Here is a 17,479-nt window from a genome sequence, read left to right as displayed (position 1 = left end):
ATACTAGTTTAATTCCTTTATTACATCTATTAGTCTATCGGATTTGTGGACAAATGTAATGCGGCAATTTAATTTTTCAAAGGAATAGGCAAAAAAAAAGCGGTCTCGTCCTGGACGAAACCGCTCTTAAAAGTATCGGAAAAACTTATTTTGTTACTGCAACTGTTTCTTTTTCAGTCGATTGTTTCTCGTTGTGTTTGTGAAAAAAACGTTTCTGGAATACCAGGATAGTAATCACGCCCACGGAGATGGCAGCATCCGCGATATTGAAGATCGGGTTAAAGAATACGAAATAGTCGCCTCCCTTGAATGGTATCCAGGTAGGGAGATAACCACGGTAAACCGGGAAATAAAGCATATCTACCACTTTCCCATGCAGGAAGCCGGCATAACCGCCGCCTTTGGGCAGGAAGGTTGCCACATCGTAGAAGTTGGTCTCTGAAAATATCAGCCCGTAGAACATGCTGTCTATCAGGTTACCGGCTGCGCCTGCGAGAATAAGGGCGCCACATATCAGCAAACCGGTATGATGCTGCTGTTTTACCAGCGTCTTCATGTACTTAAAACCGATTATTACGGCCGCCAGGCGGAAAAGCGTCAGTAAGACCTTACCCCACTCTCCTCCCAGTTCAAGGCCATAGGCCATGCCAGGGTTCTCAGTGAAGTGAATGCGGAACCAGTTAGGGAAAATGATGAATTCCTGGCTAAAGTTCATGTGCGTCTTTATCCAGAACTTCAGGGTCTGATCCACCACCAGCACTAAGACAACAATCCAAATTACGTGACGATATTTCAAAGGGTAAAAATTTTATCAAAAATAATAATAATGTGCAAAATCGGAATTTCCGGTCATTCCTCGAAATATACACGCTTCACTCGCTGCGAAATTCCTGTTAATATTTCGTAAGGAATTGTTTCTGCCCATGCTGCTACCTGCTGAACGGGCAATTCACTTCCAAATACGATCACTTCATCACCTTCTGTGACTTCCGGGATGTGGGTCACATCGAGCATTAGCATGTCCATGGCTATAATACCGGCCACAGGAGCCAGTTGTCCGCGTACCAGCATTTTCCCTTTGCCATTGCTCAGGTGACGGGGATAACCATCTGCATAACCTATGCGTACGGTCGCTATCACTGAAGGTACTTTGGCCACCCATTTGGCGCCATATCCTACCGTATCTCCGGCTGCCAGGTGTTTTACCTGTGCCACTGTCGTTTTCAGTGTACTGACAGGACGCAGCTGCTCCTGGATGGCCGTTGCACTGTCAATCCCATACATCCCGATGCCCAGTCTCACCATATCCAGCTGCAGGTCAGGATGCCGTTCTATAGCTGCACTGTTGGATATATGCCTGATCACGGCATATCCCAGGGCTTTTTGCAGCTCATGGCTCATTTCAAAGAATAAGCGGCCCTGCTGTTTTGTAAATTCGTCCATTGCCGGATCTTCGCTGGCTGCCAAATGACTGAATACGGAGCTTACCCGCAGGTATATATTGTCATTCAGCAACCTTCCGAGTTCAGGAATGTCTTTCTTTTCAAAACCAAGCCTGTGCATGCCTGTGTCCAGCTTAATATGTACAGGAAAGCCATTTTTACCGGCCAGTTGTACTTCTTCTTCAAACTGTTTTAACAGGTGGAGGGAATATATTTCGGGTTCCAGGTTCCATTGAAGGATGGCATCGAAAGAGGCGGGTTCAGGGTTCATTACCATGATCGGCATGGTAATACCGGTCCTTCTTAATTCTACTCCTTCATCAGCATAAGCAACGGCGAGGTAATCTACGCCATGGAACTGCAATAGATTTGCAATCTCAAAACTTCCGCTGCCATAAGAAAATGCCTTCACCATTGCCATCAATCTGGTACTGGATTTCAGGCGTGATTGGTACTGTTTTACATTGTGTGCTACCGCGCTTAAATTAATTTCCAGGATGGTCTGATGTACTTTCTGTTCAAGTAACTTGCCGATCCTTTCAAATTCAAATACGCGGGCGCCTTTCAGTAAAATAGTCTCATGTTGAAAATCCTGCTGGTTGAATTGATGGATAAATTCTTCCGTTGTAAGAAAGAAACTGCTTTTCAGACCAGGAACCTGCTGAAAGCTTTTTTTCTCCCTGAAGATGTTTTTACCGATGCCGATCACTTTATTGATCCCCTTCTGCTGCAGCAGATTGGCTACTTCCTCATAAAGAGATGCATCACTTTTCCCGCTCTGCAGTATATCGCTGAGAATAACCGTACGGGTAGGATGTTGCTGCTGCTGTTGCAGGAATTCCAGTGCAATGGTCAGTGAGCCCAGGTCAGAGTTGTAGCTGTCGTTGATGACGGAGCAGTTGTTAATACCCTGTTTGAGCTCCAGGCGCATAGCTATATTGCCCAGTTGGTCCATCCGCTGTTGAATAACGTCCTGTTGCATCCCAAGGTGTATCATCAGTGCCCAGCAATGAATGGCGTTTTCTACAGAACCTTCATCCACAAATGGGATACTGATGTGCAGCGGTTCATTGTGATGTAGCGCTTCTATGTGAGAACGATTCTCGCTTTTATTTACGCTTATTATACGCAGGTCCGCTTCTGTTTTGCGCGACCAGGAAAATAGCTGTAAGCCACCCTCATGGCTATCTTTCTTACCCACCAGGTTATGGAAGTTAAGCACACATTCGTTGAGGGCCAGATAGTCTTTACAGTAGATCAGGAGTTCGCTTTTGGAGAATAATACCAGCTTCTCATTGATCTTCTGCCTGATATTCAGGAAGCCTTCATTGTGGGCTTCACCGATATTGGTGAAGATGCCAATGGTAGGACGGATAATCTTTTCCAGGTGTTCCATTTCTCCCGGCTGGGAGATGCCGGCCTCGAAAATTGCCAGTTGATGCTCCGGTTTCATCTGCCATACAGATAGAGGAACACCGATCTGTGAGTTATAACTTTTCGGGCTGCGAACGATATTGTAATCTTTTTCCAGCAGTTGATACAGCCATTCCTTTACAATGGTTTTACCATTACTACCGGTAATACCAATAACCGGAATATGGAACTGTTGCCGGTGATAGGCCACCAGTGTATGCAAAGCATGCATGGTGTCTTTTACAAGAATGATGTTGGCCTTAGGATATTTGCCTGCAGGCAAAGGTTCACTTACAATGAAATTGGAAACTCCTTTGTCGTATAACTCCTGAATATATTGATGTGCATTACGTCTGCTGCTGACCAATGGTATAAAAAGAGATGTTTCAGGAAAGCTGAGTTTCCGGCTGTCCAGCAAAATGTGTTCAATTTCCGGGTTACCCGTCTGCTGCAATAGTTCACCTTTCAGCACTTTGCTGATACTTTCTGCGTTGTACACGTGTGGTTAATTTTTGATGTGAAAAGCATCCTGCGTTTCACGACTTCCCTTAATAGTTCCCGGTAGACCGGGTATTAAATTTTAAAAGTTGACTCTTTTGTTTCAGGGGTTCAAGTAGCCGCTTTTAAATTTATCGCTGGGCAAATATATGGGGAATAGTCCATAGTCATAGACCTGAATCCATAGTTGTGTCCGTTAAAAGAACATCTGCTGACTATCGCTGATAGTCTAAAGCTGTGATCGTTATGAGATATTGTCATCCTTCTTCAACGCCGGAAATTATTAGTCTATTGTTTGTAAATCAATTATTTACAAACAATTAAAGAAAGGCCGGCATTTTAGTTTGATGCTTACCTCAGATAACAAACTATCAGCGGTTACTGTCAGTTATACTTCAAATTTTCTTTGTCTGATAAATTGGAAAATCGCGGCGAACAACAGAACCAGCCCGATGGGGACGATGAAACAAATAGCCTGCCATTTGCTTTTCTCCTGTTTGACTTTTTCAGGGTTCAGCAGCCGTAATGTTAATTCCTTATTACGGGCATCCATGATGCCGGTATTGTGGGTCAGGTATCCCAGGGAATTAAGCAGGAATTCGCGGTTGGCATATACCATGGATTGATCGTAGAGGTTCACGCCCATCTGCAGCGGACCGCTTTTCTGAGAGAAGGCGTTGGTGATAAGATCAGCATCGCTTGCCACGATCATTTTATTAATAGAATCACTGTTGTTTTTGAAAGGCTGCCCCGAGGCCCGTTGTATAGCCTGATGAGTATTTTCGTCCAGGCGGTTGCGGAACAGGGAGGTAAATTGCCCTTCCAGCAATACGGCCACGGGTAAATGTTGTTTGGTAAATTCGCGGCGGTTCGGCTTTACACGCAAGCTGTTCCAGCTGATCTCTACCGGCGCGCTTACACTACGGCTGTTGGTGGAAGTGGTCAGCAGCACTGTCTTCTTAATGTTACCACCTTTAACCGTATCAATTGAACTGGCGAAACGGCTCAGTACGAGGTCGAGATTTTTTACAATAGGATGAGCGCCGGTAGGCGTCAGTAAAGGGAAATAAGGAAATCCCAGTGGCTGCATCTGGCCGGTGCGGTCTACTACCTGTGGAACAAAATCACACTGCATGTCCTGCACCAGGTCCTGGTTAATGCGTACTCCATAGCGGAACAATATATCTTCCAGGTTGAGTCCTTTATCAAAGGCGATAAAGCTTTCCTGCTGTTGCAGACTATCAATAGAGGCATTCAGTTCGTCAATGAACCAGATGACTTTACCTCCATTCATTACGTACTGGTCTATCTTCAGTTTATCCTCATCCGTAAACCTGGTCTGCGGTTTTGCAAACACAATTGCGTTGAACTCCCGTGGAATGTGGGAGATATATTGCAGTGTCAGTGTATCCAGCAGATAACTGCTTTGCATAGTTGTAAGCGCATCGTACACATCTGCGCCGAGTAGTTCTCCATTACCCAGCATATAGCCTACCAATGGCGGCTGTTTTTGCTGCAGCTGATAAATAGCATTGGCGAACTGGTATTCCAGCAGCGACTCAGAGCTATTCATCGTAGCTTCCGGATTGAGTCCACCCTGGTTCTTCAGCAGGTTGATACCGACAGTTTTGGATCCATAGTGCAGCAGCGCACCGGGGAAGATCAACTTCTCAGAATAGCCCTGGTTAGCGTCTTCCTGCACCTGCATATTGAAGGGAACGATGCCCTTCTCAACGAGCGACTGCTGGAAAGCCAGGCGGGCAGAATCGGGTAGACCCTGGCCAGGACTTTGAAACGAGAATTGTACATGCTGACCGGCATATTCCCGGAATTCTTCCAGTAACTCCTGGCTGGACTGTGCCAGCTGGCGGAAACTGGCGGGATAATCGCCTTTCAGAAAGATCTCAATAGTAACGGTACTGTCCAGCCCACGGAGCAGGGCTTTAGTACCCGGAGTAAGTGTATATCTTTTTTCCGCGGTAAGGTCCCAGCGGGTATGAAAATAAGCTGCCAGTACATTAATCCCCACAAGCACACCCACTACGACAATAGCCCTCTGCAAGTATTTTTTCCTTCTGTTGATAGCCACGAAACGAGTGTTTTAAATTAATCCCAGATCCTGCGTTGTAATGATAATCTTGTTAAGTAAAGCATCAGACCGATGACGCTCAGGAAGTATACAATGTCCCTGCTGTCTATCACACCGCGGCTGATAGAGGTATAGTGGAACTTGATACCAGCCATCTGCAGATAGTAATCGGCGCCGCCGGTAAAGGCAGGCACTTTGCTTAACGCGTCAAAGCCATTGTAAAATATATAGCAGGTAAAAATAGCGATAAGGAACGCCACCACGGAATTGGCGGTCAGAGAAGAAGACCAGACGCCGATAGCGGTAAATACAGCCCCCAGCAGGAATAAACCGGTATATGAACCGGCCATGCCACCATTGTCAAGATTGGCCGGATCGGCGCTCAGTTGCCTGACAGCAATATAGTAAACCAGGGTTGGAATGAGAGAGATCAATACTACCAGCAAACCTGCGAGGAACTTTCCGGTAACTATCTGCCACCAGCCTAAAGGTTTGGTGCTCAGCAGTTCCATAGTGCCGGATTTAAACTCATCTGCGAAGCTGCGCATGGTAATCGCCGGAATAAGCAGCAGATAGATCAGGGGAGCCAATTCAAAGAGCGGATCAAGATTGGCATATCCGTAGTCCAGCAGGCTGGTATCGGGAAAAACGAACAGCAACAGGCCGTTGGCCAGTAAAAACAGGATAATGGCGACATATCCGGTAATGCTGCTGAAAAACTGGTGTATTTCCTTTTTAAAGATTGCTAGCATAGTGATACTGAAAGCACAAATATATATAATTAAAAATGATCAATTAGGTATCTGGAATTGAATACTATGCAGTCAGTCAATTCTTAACGCTTAATTGATCATTTAATTATATTTAATTATGTTCTTCTTCCAGCTCATAATCGCGCTCAGCCTCTTCTTCCTCTTCTTCTTCCTCTTTTAGCTGCTCCATGCCATTTTTATGGCGGTAATCGTTAATAGCGGCTTTTACGGCATCTTCGATGAGGATGGTGCAATGGATCTTGGCAGGGGGAAGGTTAAGTACTTCCACGATGTCCATATGATCGAGCCGGGCGGCTTCTTCGATACTTTTACCCTTTAGCCATTCGGTAGTGATAGAAGTAGCTGCAATGGCAGCACCACATCCAAAGGTTTTAAAGCGGGCATCCATAATAATCTGTCTGGCCGGACTCACTTCAATTTGTATTCTTACCACTTCGATATACTCCGGCACGTGTATCAACCCTGTTCCTACTCTCGCACTGGTTTTATCCAATGTTCCCACATTTCTCGGGTTGTCGTAATAATCAAGAACTCTTTCAGCGTAAGCCATAAGCATAAGTATAAAGCTGTCAGTAATTGTCCCCCATGTTCACTGTCCTCAAAGACGGGACCACTCTATAGTGTTCATGTCCGCACCTTCTTTAAACATTTCCCACAGCGGACTTATTTCTCTCAATTTATTCACCGTTTCCGTAACGGTTTGAATGGCATAATCAATTTCTTCTTCTGTAGTGAATCGTCCCAGTCCAAATCGGATGGAGGAATGGGCCAGGTCATCCCCAAGGCCAAGGCCCTTCAGTACGTAACTGGGTTCCGGTGAGGCTGAGGTACAGGCAGAACCGGACGATAGCGCAAGATTTTTGTTAAAGCCCATCATCAGGGCCTCTCCTTCCACATAGCGGAAGGAAATGTTGGTGGCATGCGGTAAACGGTTGGTTTTTGATCCGTTAACGAAGGTCTGCTCCAGTTGCAGCAGTGCGTTTTCCAGTTTATCACGCAGTGCTGCCAGTCTTTTACCTTCTGCTTCCATTTCCTGCTGGCATAATTCACAGGCCTTTCCAAAGGCTACGATACCTGGAACGTTCAGTGTACCTGAACGCATTCCTCTTTCATGGCCGCCGCCATCCATCTGGGCAGTTACTTTTACCCGGGGCGACTTGCGGCGTACATACAGGGCTCCCACTCCTTTGGGGCCGTACATTTTATGAGCGCTGAACGCAGCCAGGTCAATGCCGTCGCGGTTCACATCCACAGGCACCTTGCCGGCTGCCTGCGAAATATCACTCATCATCAGCACACCATGCTTTTTGGCAATGGCGCTGATCTCTTTGATAGGGTTGATCACTCCTATCTCATTATTGGCATACATAACAGACACCAGGATAGTTTTGGATGTGATAGCCGCTTCCAATTCTTTCAGATCGGGAAGGCCTTCATTGTTCACCTTGAGGTAGGTGATCTCCGCACCCAGCTTTTCCAGGTGTTTACAGGCATCCAGTACTGCTTTATGTTCTATTTCAGTAGTAATGATGTGGTTCCCTTTGTCGGCATACATCTCAAATACCCCTTTCAGGGCCAGGTTGTCTGCTTCGGTAGCGCCGGAAGTAAAGATGATCTCTTTTGGATCTGCACCTATCAGGGCTGCTACCTGTTCGCGGGCCAGGTCGACCGCTGCTTCTGCTGCCCACCCGAAAGAGTGATTACGACTGGATGCATTCCCGAACGTTTCTGAAAAATAGGGAAGCATTGCTTCAACTACCCGTGGGTCGCAGGGAGTGGTAGCATTGTTATCCAGGTAAATTGGCAACTTAAGCATATCTATCGGTCTTTAATTGTAAGTGTCGATTCTTCTAATACAAATTTAATGCTTAATTATGTCTCTTGCCTCCCACGATCATTGTAAGAACTGATGCGCATATAGAGAATGCTTATTTCTGCTTTAAAATGTTAAATTGCTGCATGCTGAAAGTAGAACACATAGGAATAGCCGTCAGGTCATTAGAGACTTCAATACCCCTGTTTCAGAGGCTTCTGAACAGTGATTGCTATAAAAAAGAAACAGTAGAAAGCGAGTTTGTACAAACGGCTTTTTTCCGTCAGGGAGAAACCAAAATAGAACTCCTGGAAGCGACCAACCCCGGCAGTACCATTGCAAAATTTGTGGACAAAAAGGGGGAGGGCATACATCATATCGCTTTTGAGGTAGCAGACATTTATGCGGAGATGGAACGGCTGAAAGGAGAAGGTTTTACGTTATTGCAGACTGAGCCAAAACACGGAGCCGATAACAAGTTGGTATGTTTTCTGCACCCAAAAGATACAAATGGAGTACTGATCGAACTTTGCCAGGAAATCTGAGATTTTTTTTAAATAATGAAATCCGGAGAATTAAAATGTTCGTAGATATATCCAGACACATGTAGCAGACACGTTAAAAGAAAAACATTCAATCAGAAAAATTTAAGGATTTTAAACAATCAGACGCACAAATTGTTGTTTTGGGGAGCGTGGAAGTGTTCATAGGTATAATTAGCAGCGAATATGATTAATCTACCAATTATCTATTAACTCAGTATATTGACCCTGAACAATACCCGTAACCTCATAGTAGTTATGCCTCATAAGAAACAATTGTAGCTAATGGTCTCATATGCCTTATAAAAACTAATTCATCACTTTAATTAATTCCAGCATTACATATTTACATATATAACGTAATTATTAAACTCTTTATAATAATACTCTAAAGTTGGCATAGGTTATGAACACCTGCGGGCTTTCCAGCTTGCAGGTCTCTTTTTTTATAGAATTACCTTTTCCATACCCATACTCCTCGAGCCTTTGATCAGCAGGTATGTGTCTGTAAACTGTTGTTGTTGCAGCCAGGAAGCCGCCGCACCAGCACTATCAAGGAATATATACGGATGATTGGTTTTAATGAAATCACCTCCCACCAGCACAACAGCATGCCAGTGTGTACGTTGCAGCAGATCAACCAATGCTTGATGTTCTTTTATACTATCGGGCCCCAATTCCATCATCGCGCCCAGCAACAATACTTTCTTCGCAGCAGTAATGCCTGCAAAATTTTCAATAGCTGCTTTCATGCTGGAAGGGTTTGCATTATAAGCATCCATGATGACAGTGTTGCTGCCCTGTTTGATGACCTGTGAACGGTTGTTGGAAGGGGCATATGCAGCAATAGAGGTCCTGATCTTTTCGGCAGGTACCCCGAAGTGCAGTCCAACTGCCACAGCGGCCATCACATTCGGGAAATTGTACGCACCTACCAGCTGACTATCGATCTGCCCGATGTCTTCATGGCTTGTTACTTTTACGCTCAATAACGCACTGTCTGCCAGTGGCTGGCCGGTATAGTCAGCGGACTGTTGGCCATATGTGATGACGGTAGAAATACCTTTGCTCATATCCAGAAGGTAAGGATACTCATTGCACACAAACACGGTCCCGTTATTCTGGCGCAGGAAATCATACAACTCACCTTTCGCTCTGCGCACGCCCTCTTCACTGCCAAATCCTTCCAGGTGTGCCTTTCCGATGTTGGTAATAATACCATGTGTTGGCCTGGCTATCTTACAATAACTTTCAATTTCATGTTCATGATTGGCCCCCATTTCAATAACCGCCATGGCTGCATCGGACGGGATGCGGAGTATAGTCAGCGGCACGCCGATGTGATTGTTCAGGTTACCAACAGTTGCGGTGGTCTTGAACGCAGATGATAAAACTGTACTGATCAGCTCTTTCGTAGTTGTCTTCCCGTTAGTGCCGGTAATGGCGAGGAAAGGAATGTCAAAACTCTGCCTGTGGCGTAATGCCAGTTGCTGCAACGTTTCCAGCACATCTGATGTCAACATCATTTTCTCTGGCTGCGTATAGTAAGCCTCCTCATCTATTACCGCAAATGCAGCACCTTTTTCAAGTGCGGCAGCAGCATAGGTATTCCCATTAAAGTTAGGCCCCTTCAATGCAAAGAATATATCGCCTTCCTTGAGCTGTCTGCTATCTGTCTGTATAGATGGGTACTGCTTGTAAATATCGTAAAGCTGATCAATGTTCATAAAAACAAATGTATTAAAATTCAGTTGATAGTCCATATACATCACTATAATTGGTGATGGCGATAACTAAGAAATACTCAAAAAATAAAGATGAATTATGTGACAAATATAGAGTGTCAATTATATAATATATTTTTGTCGCAGGCGTTATAACTGCCGATAACCATAAAAGACCCGGGTCAAACCCGCCAAACTCAAGTGAAATGAAAAAACCTATGAAAACAGCACTGTTTCCTTTGGTGCTTATGTTCTTTGTGTACAGTTGTACGGCCGAACAGGCTCCCGCACCAGATCCAGGAATTGAACCCACTGCCTGCGATACCGCAGTGATCACCTCCGCCTACATTATGACAACCATTTCCAGCAGATGCACGAATGGCGCCTGTCATAAAGGAACGGGAAGTTTTGTTGTGTCGGATTTCTCTACACTGGAAAAGTTGAAGACCTATCTCAACGCGAATGAAGCCATCTTCCGTGAGCGGGTTACAAGCGCCAATGCCGATATGCCTCCCCGCGGGAAGCTGAGTGAAGGAACGCGCGACTCTATTAATTGCTGGCTCTCACATGGTATGCCAGATTGATAACCCATAATGTAAAACAGTCTACAATGAAACAGATCATTACCATGCTTGCAGGATTGTTCCTTGCCCACGCCGGCTTTGCACAGGATGTTTTTACCTGCCGGAACACTGCACTATCTTTTTTTTCAGCCACACCCGTAGAAGATATTGACGCTACTTCAAATAAGGGCGTATCTGCTATCAACCTGAAAACGGGCGAAGTGTACTTTAAAGTGGCTGTCAATACCTTTAAGTTTAAGAAGCAGCTCATGGAAGAGCATTTCAATGAGAATTACCTGGAGAGTGACAAATATCCTCATGCCGTTTTTAAGGGCAAACTGGTATCACCTCCTGACCTGCACAAAGACGGCACCTACGAGGTGGTAGTAGATGGCACGCTGTCGCTTCATGGTGTAGATAAAACATACCATGAGAAAGCAACTATTACTGTCAAAGACGGGAAACCTGCTGCTAATGCCAAATTCAACGTGAGGTTGGCTGACCATCATATCAAAATACCGACACTCGTCATCAAAAACATTGCGGAAGTGGTGGAAGTAACAGTAAACGCTGCTTATACTGCCGCAACCTGATAAAATCCTTTTAATCTGTCAGAACCTATGAAACATATTTATCTGCTGTTCCTGGGCTGTTGCCTGGGACTGAACACTTTTGCCCAGGATAGTCTGGAAGCGCTGATGGCAAAAGACGAAGTCAAGACGCATGAACCGGTGATCGCCACTTACAAGTCAACCCGTATTATACAGGGACATTCTCCTGAAACCCTGAAAAAACGCGAGCTCGACTTCAGGGTAGCGCACCATTTCGGCGATCTGGGGGGTGAATTCGGTGGTCCTAAGACCTTCTTTGGAATGGACAACTCGGCCGACGTTCGTATTGCTTTCGAGTACGGCGTCACAGACCGTCTGATGGTAGGCATTGGCCGTACCAAAGGTTCCGGCAGCCTTACAGAGTTATATGAAGGGCTGGCGAAATATAAACTGCTACAACAGACCACAGACGATCGCATGCCTGTGACCATTACCCTGTTTGGTAATTCTGTGGTGAGCGCGATGACGTCGAGCGAAACGGTTTCCGATGCAAGCTACTTCGGCAAATTCACTGATCGTCTTTCGTATACAGGGCAGGTGATCATTGCCCGCAAATTCAACCGTAATCTTTCCCTGACCTTGTTGCCGACGCTGGTACACCGTAACCGGGTAGGGTACCTGGACGAAAATGACATTTTCGCACTGGGAGCAGGCGGACGGCTCAAGTTTTCCAGGCGTATCGGCTTGCTGGTAGAATACTTCTATCCTTTCCGCAGCCAGGAGAGCAAGGACTATTTTAAACAGCAGGGCCGGAAGCTGTACAATCCACTGGCAGTAGGTCTGGAAATTGAAACAGGCGGGCACGTATTCCATGTGAACTTTACCAATTCGACCGCCATCCTGGAGAACCAGTTTATTCCTGAAACCACCACATCCTGGTTACAGGGGCAGTTCAGGTGGGGATTCAATATTTCCAGGAGATTCTCTCTGTGATAGTTAGGAATTAGTATTAAGAATAAGAAATTATTACCGCGTAACTACTTAATTCTTAATACTAATTCCTAAATTGTATTTTTACATGCGTCATGGAACCTGTAACCTGTTACATAAAAGAAAGATCCTTTCTGGCCCGTCTGGCGGCACGTTATATGGGTGGAAATCAGATAGCCATGGTCATTGGAAGGACGATCCACCTGCATGGCACCAGCAGGGAGAACTTTCTGCGCCACACATGGTGGGTCCGGCATGAAATATGTCATGTAATGCAATATCGGGAGCTGGGGCTGGTACCTTTTCTCTGGAAGTACTTCTGGGAATGTGTCAGAGTAGGCTATCACGCCAACCGGTTTGAAGTAGCGGCCAGGGCTGCAGAGCGGGATGCGGAGATCATGAATCATGTGAAGATACTTTAAACGGCTTTTAATCAGTCGCTTAGGTTTGCCCGGAAGCCCATCTGTACTACTTCTAAACGAAAAGTTAAAGTCTGCCCCATCATATAATTTTTAGTACTACTGGATATATTTTGCTTATTTTTACGTTAAACGGAGGTGTTTTATGGTAAAAAAAGTAACAGACGGAATTACCATCAGTGTGGAGACATTCTATCAGCCGGACTATTCAAATCCGATTGGTAGTGAGTTTATGTTCGCCTACCGTATCACAATCGAGAACAACAATACTTTCCCTATCAAGCTCCTCCGCCGCCACTGGTACATTATAGACTCCAACGGTACACATCGTGAAGTGGAGGGAGAAGGCGTAGTGGGTGTACAACCACTGCTCGCTCCATCTGAAAGCTACCAATATGTCTCAGGTTCCAATCTGCGTACAGAGATCGGCAAAATGTACGGTACTTACCAGATGGAAAATCAGCTGAATAAGAAGCTGTTTGAGGTCAAGATCCCCGAATTTCAGATGATCGTCCCTTTTAAGCTAAATTGATTTACTTTTTGCCCTTTATTTGCTGAATGAAAGCGCCTTTCGGGGTGCTGCAATGCTGTCTTTGGAAAGTGAAATATTGTCCCGTTGAAAGACGACAGGTAAATCTGTACAGACATATCAGCAGCCTTACTATTGACTTGAAGAACGTCCAATGGAATTAACGATCACAGGTTATTCTACTGCTTTATTTTCTACCTGGTATTTCATCGAAGAGCTGGGGATTTTGCTGGATGCAGGAGACGGTATGATGTCTGCTTTACTGCAGAAAAGCAGGAAGATCAATCATGCTTTTATCTCACATGCAGACAGGGATCATCTTACAGGACTACTGCAATTCAATCAGCTGAATGCAAGGGAAGGATATCCTGTTATTCACTATCCGAAAGATTCCCGCTCTTTCCCATACATGCAGGCCTTCTTTCAGCAATTTGATCCCTATGCAGTGGGGACAGTCTGGGAGCCTGCATCACCAGGAGATGAGATTAGGGTGAAGGATGATATCTTAGTGATACCTGTACGTAACGGGCATGTGCCAGTACCTCCGGAAATTATCAGGAGTCTGGGCTTTAAAGTCATGCAGACAAAACGTAAGCTCAAACCTGAGTTAGCCGGACTGTCCGGAGAAGAGATCCGCAGGATAGGGTTGCAACATGGGAAGGAAGGTACTACTGTGGAGGTCCGGACAAATATACTCAGCTATTCAGGAGATACGCCGGTAGAAGACCTGACACAGTGGAATGATTCGCAGATCCTTATCCATGAAGCAACTTTCCTGGAGAGAGAAGAGGAGATCAAAGTATATGCACACAAGAATAAACACAGCAGGCTGGATGAAGTGATAGAGATGGTGAGTGGAAGTAATATTGAGCAACTGATATTGGGGCATTTCTCTTCACGGTATTCTGCAGAACAGATTGATAGCGCGATCCGGCAGTTGTGTGAAAGATATGCGTTGAATATTCCAGTGTTCAGGATATTGCCGGGAGAGACGGTGGTGGATGTGCTGGGTGGGAAACCGGTGAATGGATGAAATGAACAGATGAATGTTTGGGAGGGTTCGTTAAATTTGTTTTATCGAGAAGATAGGATACATAGAAATCAGAATCACAGGTGCAAAGGGTAGCAATGATCTGACTCTGGATAATTATGATATCAGAGAGGTAAGAGAGGTATTGGAACAGGCGGAAAGTCTGATTGTTCCTGGTGATAAGAAAGAGAGATTGCCAATAACTTACCAGTTGGAGGAAGGCTCTGTAAGGCACATTTTTAAAACATCCATGCAGTATGTTATCGGTTTTAATGCAATAGTGGGACAGGTGGGTAAAAGTCAATCTGTAGATTTTCTGGACCTGCCTACGGCTAAAGCGTTTGAAGCCTTACAGCACATCGCTGTGAGGAAGCATTATGCATTTGAAATTAAGACTTCAATGGAAGATTCCAATGTAGTCAGAATTGATCAGGGAACTAAATTTTTTAGAACAGAAGCCATCTGGGCTGAAGCAGAATTCTACTTCTATGGTAAGGTGACAAGTATTGGTGGAAAAGAGAGGTCCAGTATTCACCTGGTAACGGATGATTTTGGCATATTAAACATCCATACTAATAAAGACTATCTGACCACGCTGGAGAATAACATTCTTTACCGTACATACGGCATAAGGGCGATTGGCAAACAGCATGTAGAAACGGGTGAATTAGATCGGTCGTCCCTGCAGTTTGTTGAACTGATTGACTATCGGCCTAAGTATGATGACGATTATCTGAATTCACTAAGAGCAAAGGCACAAAATAACTGGCTTAAAGACATCGATGCAGATGATTGGTTGAGAGAAATAAGGGGAGGGTATGATGCATAAATCTATTTTGCTGGATACCAGCTTCTTTCTCCGCCTATTGAAGACTGACGATCCTTTGTCAGTGAATGCAGCAGGATATTTTAGATACTTTCTTGAGTAGGAAATGCCCATGCTCATCTCTACAATATCCATTGCAGAATATTGTGTCAAAGGTACTGTAGATGAGCTTCCGATGAGACATCTGCAGGTCAGCCCTTTTAATATGCAACATGCAAAAAGAGCAGGGCAACTTGCCAGAATTGTCTTTGAAAATAGGAACATGCTCAATTTGCCGGACAGGAAAATAATTCCTAACGACACCAAACTATTTGCCCCAGGCTGATATAGAGTCTGCTGTCGCCTATTATTTAACCTCGGACGTTGAGAGTATTAAGATCTATAAACTTTTAAAAGAAAAAGATATGCCGAAATTCCAGCTCATCAACCTGCATGATAAGCATACCAGTGTATTTGGATTACTAGATTTGTAGCGGTACTCACTTCGGCCTATACTTCGACTGTGAAAATATCTGCATCGCATTCTTATTCTCCATCAGCTGTTGCAGCGTTACCTCAGGATGTTGTTTCATATACTCCTTTACAATCTTCCAACCCACAAACGGTCCGATTCTGCCTGGCGCCCCTTCTGGCATCCCCTGCGTAGTAGGGCCATCATTCATGAAGTGCATATTGCTCTGCCAGTCCGACTTATACAACAGGTTTTGTTGTACAAAATATTGCCAGATCATTAATTCACTGTCATTACACCACTCCATCTGTTCCTTCGTATATCCTAGGCGGATACTATCTTCAGTTTCCGGCAACACCTGTTCCAGGAAGTATTGTTGTTTGCCGGCGCTTACCAGTTGATTGATCAGTTGTTCGCCTGCCTCTGCACCGGGGTACGCCTGCTGCGCCAGTACCTGGATACAGTTGGTCGTAATATATTCAGGAGAGAATTTGCGGATCATATACATAGGGTAGTCAGGTAGCATGGGATATATCGGGAAATCTTTTCCCAGGTACATATCCAATCCTATACCCAGCACAGAATCAACAGTCACGGCGCCGTAATTACTGATCACGGAACTGAAAGCGACTATTTTCCGTGGAAGAGGAAATGAAGGAATGTAGTATTTGATGTAGCGGAAGCTTTGCGCCAGCTCGTTTTCCAGCACATCCAGCTTAGGAAAATGTGCATTGATAGAATCCTGTAGCATCCGGTAGTCGCTGTTACCGACAAGCATACGGGTCTGCAACAGTATCATTTTGCTGGTGTCGGCATAAGGTCCGAAATTCATGATATGCTCGATGTAAGCAGGCAGGAAGTTGGGATACGTCTTTGCCAGCTGTTGGAGCCCCGGTTGAATGTTGTTGGTATCCAGTTTATACAATGCCTGGTCAAAACGGTCAATTTGCACATTCACGGCAATATGGCTCACATCTGGCACGTTTTTGTGCTTACAGGCAGAGACACAACATATAAGGATGAGTGCGGACAGTAAACCCTGAGTGTTACCGGCTAATTTATTAATGTAATTTCGCATACTTAATATCTAACTACGAATAGGTAAAAATATTATATAGCTTGTATTAAAAAAAAGGTAAAATTATATGAGGAAGGGAATATTCATCATGTTTTTGTTATTAAATGCAGCCGCATTGAAGGCTCAGCGCAACTTTATACAGGAGAACAGGGTGCGGCTGGGTTTTAAACTGGACCCCACAGTTTTCTGGCTGCAACCCCAGGAATCAGGCATTGACCGTAACGGGGCCCGTGCCGGTGTCAGCTTTGGCATTATGGCAGACTTTCTGCTGGACGAAACGGGGCGTTATGCCATCGCTTCCGGTTTACAGGTGTCAACCACAGGCAGTACATTGAAATATGAAGCCAACAAAGGTCTGGAAGGCTATAACCAGATCCCCGCGGAATATAAACTGAAACTCACGTATGTAGAAGTCCCGTTTGCGCTGAAACTCAAGACGGAGGCAGACAATGGACTGGGGCTCTGGGGACAGTTCGGTACCTATCTGAGCTTCCCCGTACGCGGTAGGGCCGATATAGTGAGTCTGCAGGCAAACGAGAATAAAGTGAATGTATTGCGTACCATCACACCCATCAATGTGGGCATGCTGATCGGCGCCGGTATTGAATATCCATTGGGCGACAGGCTAACCGGTATGGCAGGCCTCAGCTACCGGAACGGATTCATTGATGTGACCCGTAATGGAAAATGGGAGGATGGCAAGGTAAATATGAATAGCTTTGCATTAAATCTGGGATTATTCTTTTAA

Annotated in this window: 17 protein-coding genes; 9 read left to right on the top strand and 8 right to left on the bottom strand. The window is 45.0% G+C overall.

The genetic code is table 11. From position 1 onward, the window contains the following. Nucleotides 1-145: 145 nt before the first annotated feature. From L3C95_RS00970 to L3C95_RS00945, 6 genes are all read right to left on the bottom strand, one after another. Nucleotides 146-796, bottom strand: a complete 651-nt coding sequence (locus L3C95_RS00970; RefSeq protein ID WP_236384180.1) for a lipoprotein signal peptidase — start codon at nucleotides 794-796, stop codon at nucleotides 146-148. A 53-nt stretch (nucleotides 797-849) separates the two neighbouring features. Then, nucleotides 850-3,354 carry a bifunctional UDP-N-acetylmuramoyl-tripeptide:D-alanyl-D-alanine ligase/alanine racemase gene (locus L3C95_RS00965; protein WP_236384179.1) on the bottom strand — a complete coding sequence of 835 codons (2,505 nt, stop codon included), beginning with the start codon at nucleotides 3,352-3,354 and terminating at the stop codon, nucleotides 850-852. Between the two features lie 387 nt (nucleotides 3,355-3,741). Beyond that, nucleotides 3,742-5,442: a gliding motility-associated ABC transporter substrate-binding protein GldG gene (gldG, locus tag L3C95_RS00960; RefSeq protein ID WP_236384178.1), complete on the bottom strand. Its 1,701-nt coding sequence runs from the start codon at nucleotides 5,440-5,442 to the stop codon at nucleotides 3,742-3,744. A 17-nt stretch (nucleotides 5,443-5,459) separates the two neighbouring features. Next, complete coding sequence (gene gldF, locus L3C95_RS00955; RefSeq protein WP_236384177.1) at nucleotides 5,460-6,194, bottom strand: gliding motility-associated ABC transporter permease subunit GldF; 735 nt, start codon at nucleotides 6,192-6,194, stop codon at nucleotides 5,460-5,462. A gap of 112 nt (nucleotides 6,195-6,306) precedes the next feature. Beyond that, the gene (locus tag L3C95_RS00950) at nucleotides 6,307-6,765 is read right to left on the bottom strand and encodes an iron-sulfur cluster assembly scaffold protein (protein ID WP_236384176.1); all 459 of its coding nucleotides are present in this window, start codon (nucleotides 6,763-6,765) and stop codon (nucleotides 6,307-6,309) included. 48 nt (nucleotides 6,766-6,813) lie between these two features. Continuing rightward, nucleotides 6,814-8,031, bottom strand: coding sequence for an IscS subfamily cysteine desulfurase (locus L3C95_RS00945; protein ID WP_236384175.1), 1,218 nt, complete (start codon nucleotides 8,029-8,031; stop codon nucleotides 6,814-6,816). A gap of 143 nt (nucleotides 8,032-8,174) precedes the next feature. Here L3C95_RS00945 and mce point away from each other — a divergent pair, with 143 nt between their 5' ends. After that, the gene (mce, locus tag L3C95_RS00940; protein WP_236384174.1) at nucleotides 8,175-8,573 is read left to right on the top strand and encodes a methylmalonyl-CoA epimerase; all 399 of its coding nucleotides are present in this window, start codon (nucleotides 8,175-8,177) and stop codon (nucleotides 8,571-8,573) included. Between the two features lie 443 nt (nucleotides 8,574-9,016). Here mce and L3C95_RS00935 read toward each other — a convergent pair whose 3' ends face one another. Next, nucleotides 9,017-10,297: a UDP-N-acetylmuramoyl-tripeptide--D-alanyl-D-alanine ligase gene (locus L3C95_RS00935; protein WP_236384173.1), complete on the bottom strand. Its 1,281-nt coding sequence runs from the start codon at nucleotides 10,295-10,297 to the stop codon at nucleotides 9,017-9,019. 203 nt (nucleotides 10,298-10,500) lie between these two features. Here L3C95_RS00935 and L3C95_RS00930 point away from each other — a divergent pair, with 203 nt between their 5' ends. The 7 genes from L3C95_RS00930 (at nucleotide 10,501) to L3C95_RS00900 (ending at nucleotide 15,205) form a co-directional block, all read left to right on the top strand. Further along, nucleotides 10,501-10,878 (top strand): hypothetical protein, encoded by a 378-nt coding sequence (locus L3C95_RS00930; RefSeq protein WP_236384172.1) that lies wholly within the window; start codon nucleotides 10,501-10,503, stop codon nucleotides 10,876-10,878. 26 nt (nucleotides 10,879-10,904) lie between these two features. Continuing rightward, nucleotides 10,905-11,450, top strand: coding sequence for a YceI family protein (locus tag L3C95_RS00925; RefSeq protein ID WP_236384171.1), 546 nt, complete (start codon nucleotides 10,905-10,907; stop codon nucleotides 11,448-11,450). 27 nt (nucleotides 11,451-11,477) lie between these two features. Further along, entirely contained in the window at nucleotides 11,478-12,401 is a 924-nt protein-coding gene (locus tag L3C95_RS00920; RefSeq protein WP_236384170.1) for a DUF5777 family beta-barrel protein, read from the top strand. A 92-nt stretch (nucleotides 12,402-12,493) separates the two neighbouring features. Beyond that, nucleotides 12,494-12,820 (top strand): DUF4157 domain-containing protein, encoded by a 327-nt coding sequence (locus L3C95_RS00915; protein WP_236384169.1) that lies wholly within the window; start codon nucleotides 12,494-12,496, stop codon nucleotides 12,818-12,820. Between the two features lie 142 nt (nucleotides 12,821-12,962). Next, nucleotides 12,963-13,349: a Co2+/Mg2+ efflux protein ApaG gene (apaG, locus tag L3C95_RS00910; RefSeq protein WP_089828842.1), complete on the top strand. Its 387-nt coding sequence runs from the start codon at nucleotides 12,963-12,965 to the stop codon at nucleotides 13,347-13,349. Between the two features lie 151 nt (nucleotides 13,350-13,500). Next, nucleotides 13,501-14,379 carry an MBL fold metallo-hydrolase gene (locus L3C95_RS00905; protein ID WP_236384168.1) on the top strand — a complete coding sequence of 293 codons (879 nt, stop codon included), beginning with the start codon at nucleotides 13,501-13,503 and terminating at the stop codon, nucleotides 14,377-14,379. Between the two features lie 247 nt (nucleotides 14,380-14,626). Further along, on the top strand, nucleotides 14,627-15,205 hold the full coding sequence (locus tag L3C95_RS00900; RefSeq protein WP_236384167.1) for a hypothetical protein: 579 nt from the start codon (nucleotides 14,627-14,629) through the stop codon (nucleotides 15,203-15,205). 476 nt (nucleotides 15,206-15,681) lie between these two features. Here L3C95_RS00900 and L3C95_RS00895 read toward each other — a convergent pair whose 3' ends face one another. Next, nucleotides 15,682-16,626 (bottom strand): hypothetical protein, encoded by a 945-nt coding sequence (locus tag L3C95_RS00895; protein WP_236384166.1) that lies wholly within the window; start codon nucleotides 16,624-16,626, stop codon nucleotides 15,682-15,684. A gap of 172 nt (nucleotides 16,627-16,798) precedes the next feature. On the opposite strand from L3C95_RS00895, the gene L3C95_RS00890 reads away from it, so the two are divergent. Beyond that, nucleotides 16,799-17,479, top strand: coding sequence for a porin family protein (locus L3C95_RS00890; RefSeq protein WP_236384165.1), 681 nt, complete (start codon nucleotides 16,799-16,801; stop codon nucleotides 17,477-17,479).

This window comes from Chitinophaga filiformis (assembly GCF_021646545.1).
Lineage (GTDB): Bacteria > Bacteroidota > Bacteroidia > Chitinophagales > Chitinophagaceae > Chitinophaga > Chitinophaga filiformis_A.
This window is presented reverse-complemented; position numbering and strand designations above follow the sequence as displayed.

Excerpts from the sequence above, each read along its gene's own strand:
- gldF (WP_236384177.1), bottom strand. The coding sequence starts at position 6,194 with ATGCTAGCAATCTTTAAAAAGGAAATACACCAGTTTTTCAGCAGCATT.
- L3C95_RS00950 (WP_236384176.1), bottom strand. The coding sequence starts at position 6,765 with ATGGCTTACGCTGAAAGAGTTCTTGATTATTACGACAACCCGAGAAAT.
- L3C95_RS00945 (WP_236384175.1), bottom strand. The coding sequence starts at position 8,031 with ATGCTTAAGTTGCCAATTTACCTGGATAACAATGCTACCACTCCCTGC.
- mce (WP_236384174.1), top strand. The coding sequence starts at position 8,175 with ATGCTGAAAGTAGAACACATAGGAATAGCCGTCAGGTCATTAGAGACT.
- L3C95_RS00935 (WP_236384173.1), bottom strand. The coding sequence starts at position 10,297 with ATGAACATTGATCAGCTTTACGATATTTACAAGCAGTACCCATCTATA.
- L3C95_RS00930 (WP_236384172.1), top strand. The coding sequence starts at position 10,501 with ATGAAAAAACCTATGAAAACAGCACTGTTTCCTTTGGTGCTTATGTTC.
- L3C95_RS00925 (WP_236384171.1), top strand. The coding sequence starts at position 10,905 with ATGAAACAGATCATTACCATGCTTGCAGGATTGTTCCTTGCCCACGCC.
- L3C95_RS00920 (WP_236384170.1), top strand. The coding sequence starts at position 11,478 with ATGAAACATATTTATCTGCTGTTCCTGGGCTGTTGCCTGGGACTGAAC.
- L3C95_RS00915 (WP_236384169.1), top strand. The coding sequence starts at position 12,494 with ATGGAACCTGTAACCTGTTACATAAAAGAAAGATCCTTTCTGGCCCGT.
- apaG (WP_089828842.1), top strand. The coding sequence starts at position 12,963 with ATGGTAAAAAAAGTAACAGACGGAATTACCATCAGTGTGGAGACATTC.
- L3C95_RS00905 (WP_236384168.1), top strand. The coding sequence starts at position 13,501 with ATGGAATTAACGATCACAGGTTATTCTACTGCTTTATTTTCTACCTGG.
- L3C95_RS00900 (WP_236384167.1), top strand. The coding sequence starts at position 14,627 with ATGCAGTATGTTATCGGTTTTAATGCAATAGTGGGACAGGTGGGTAAA.
- L3C95_RS00890 (WP_236384165.1), top strand. The coding sequence starts at position 16,799 with ATGAGGAAGGGAATATTCATCATGTTTTTGTTATTAAATGCAGCCGCA.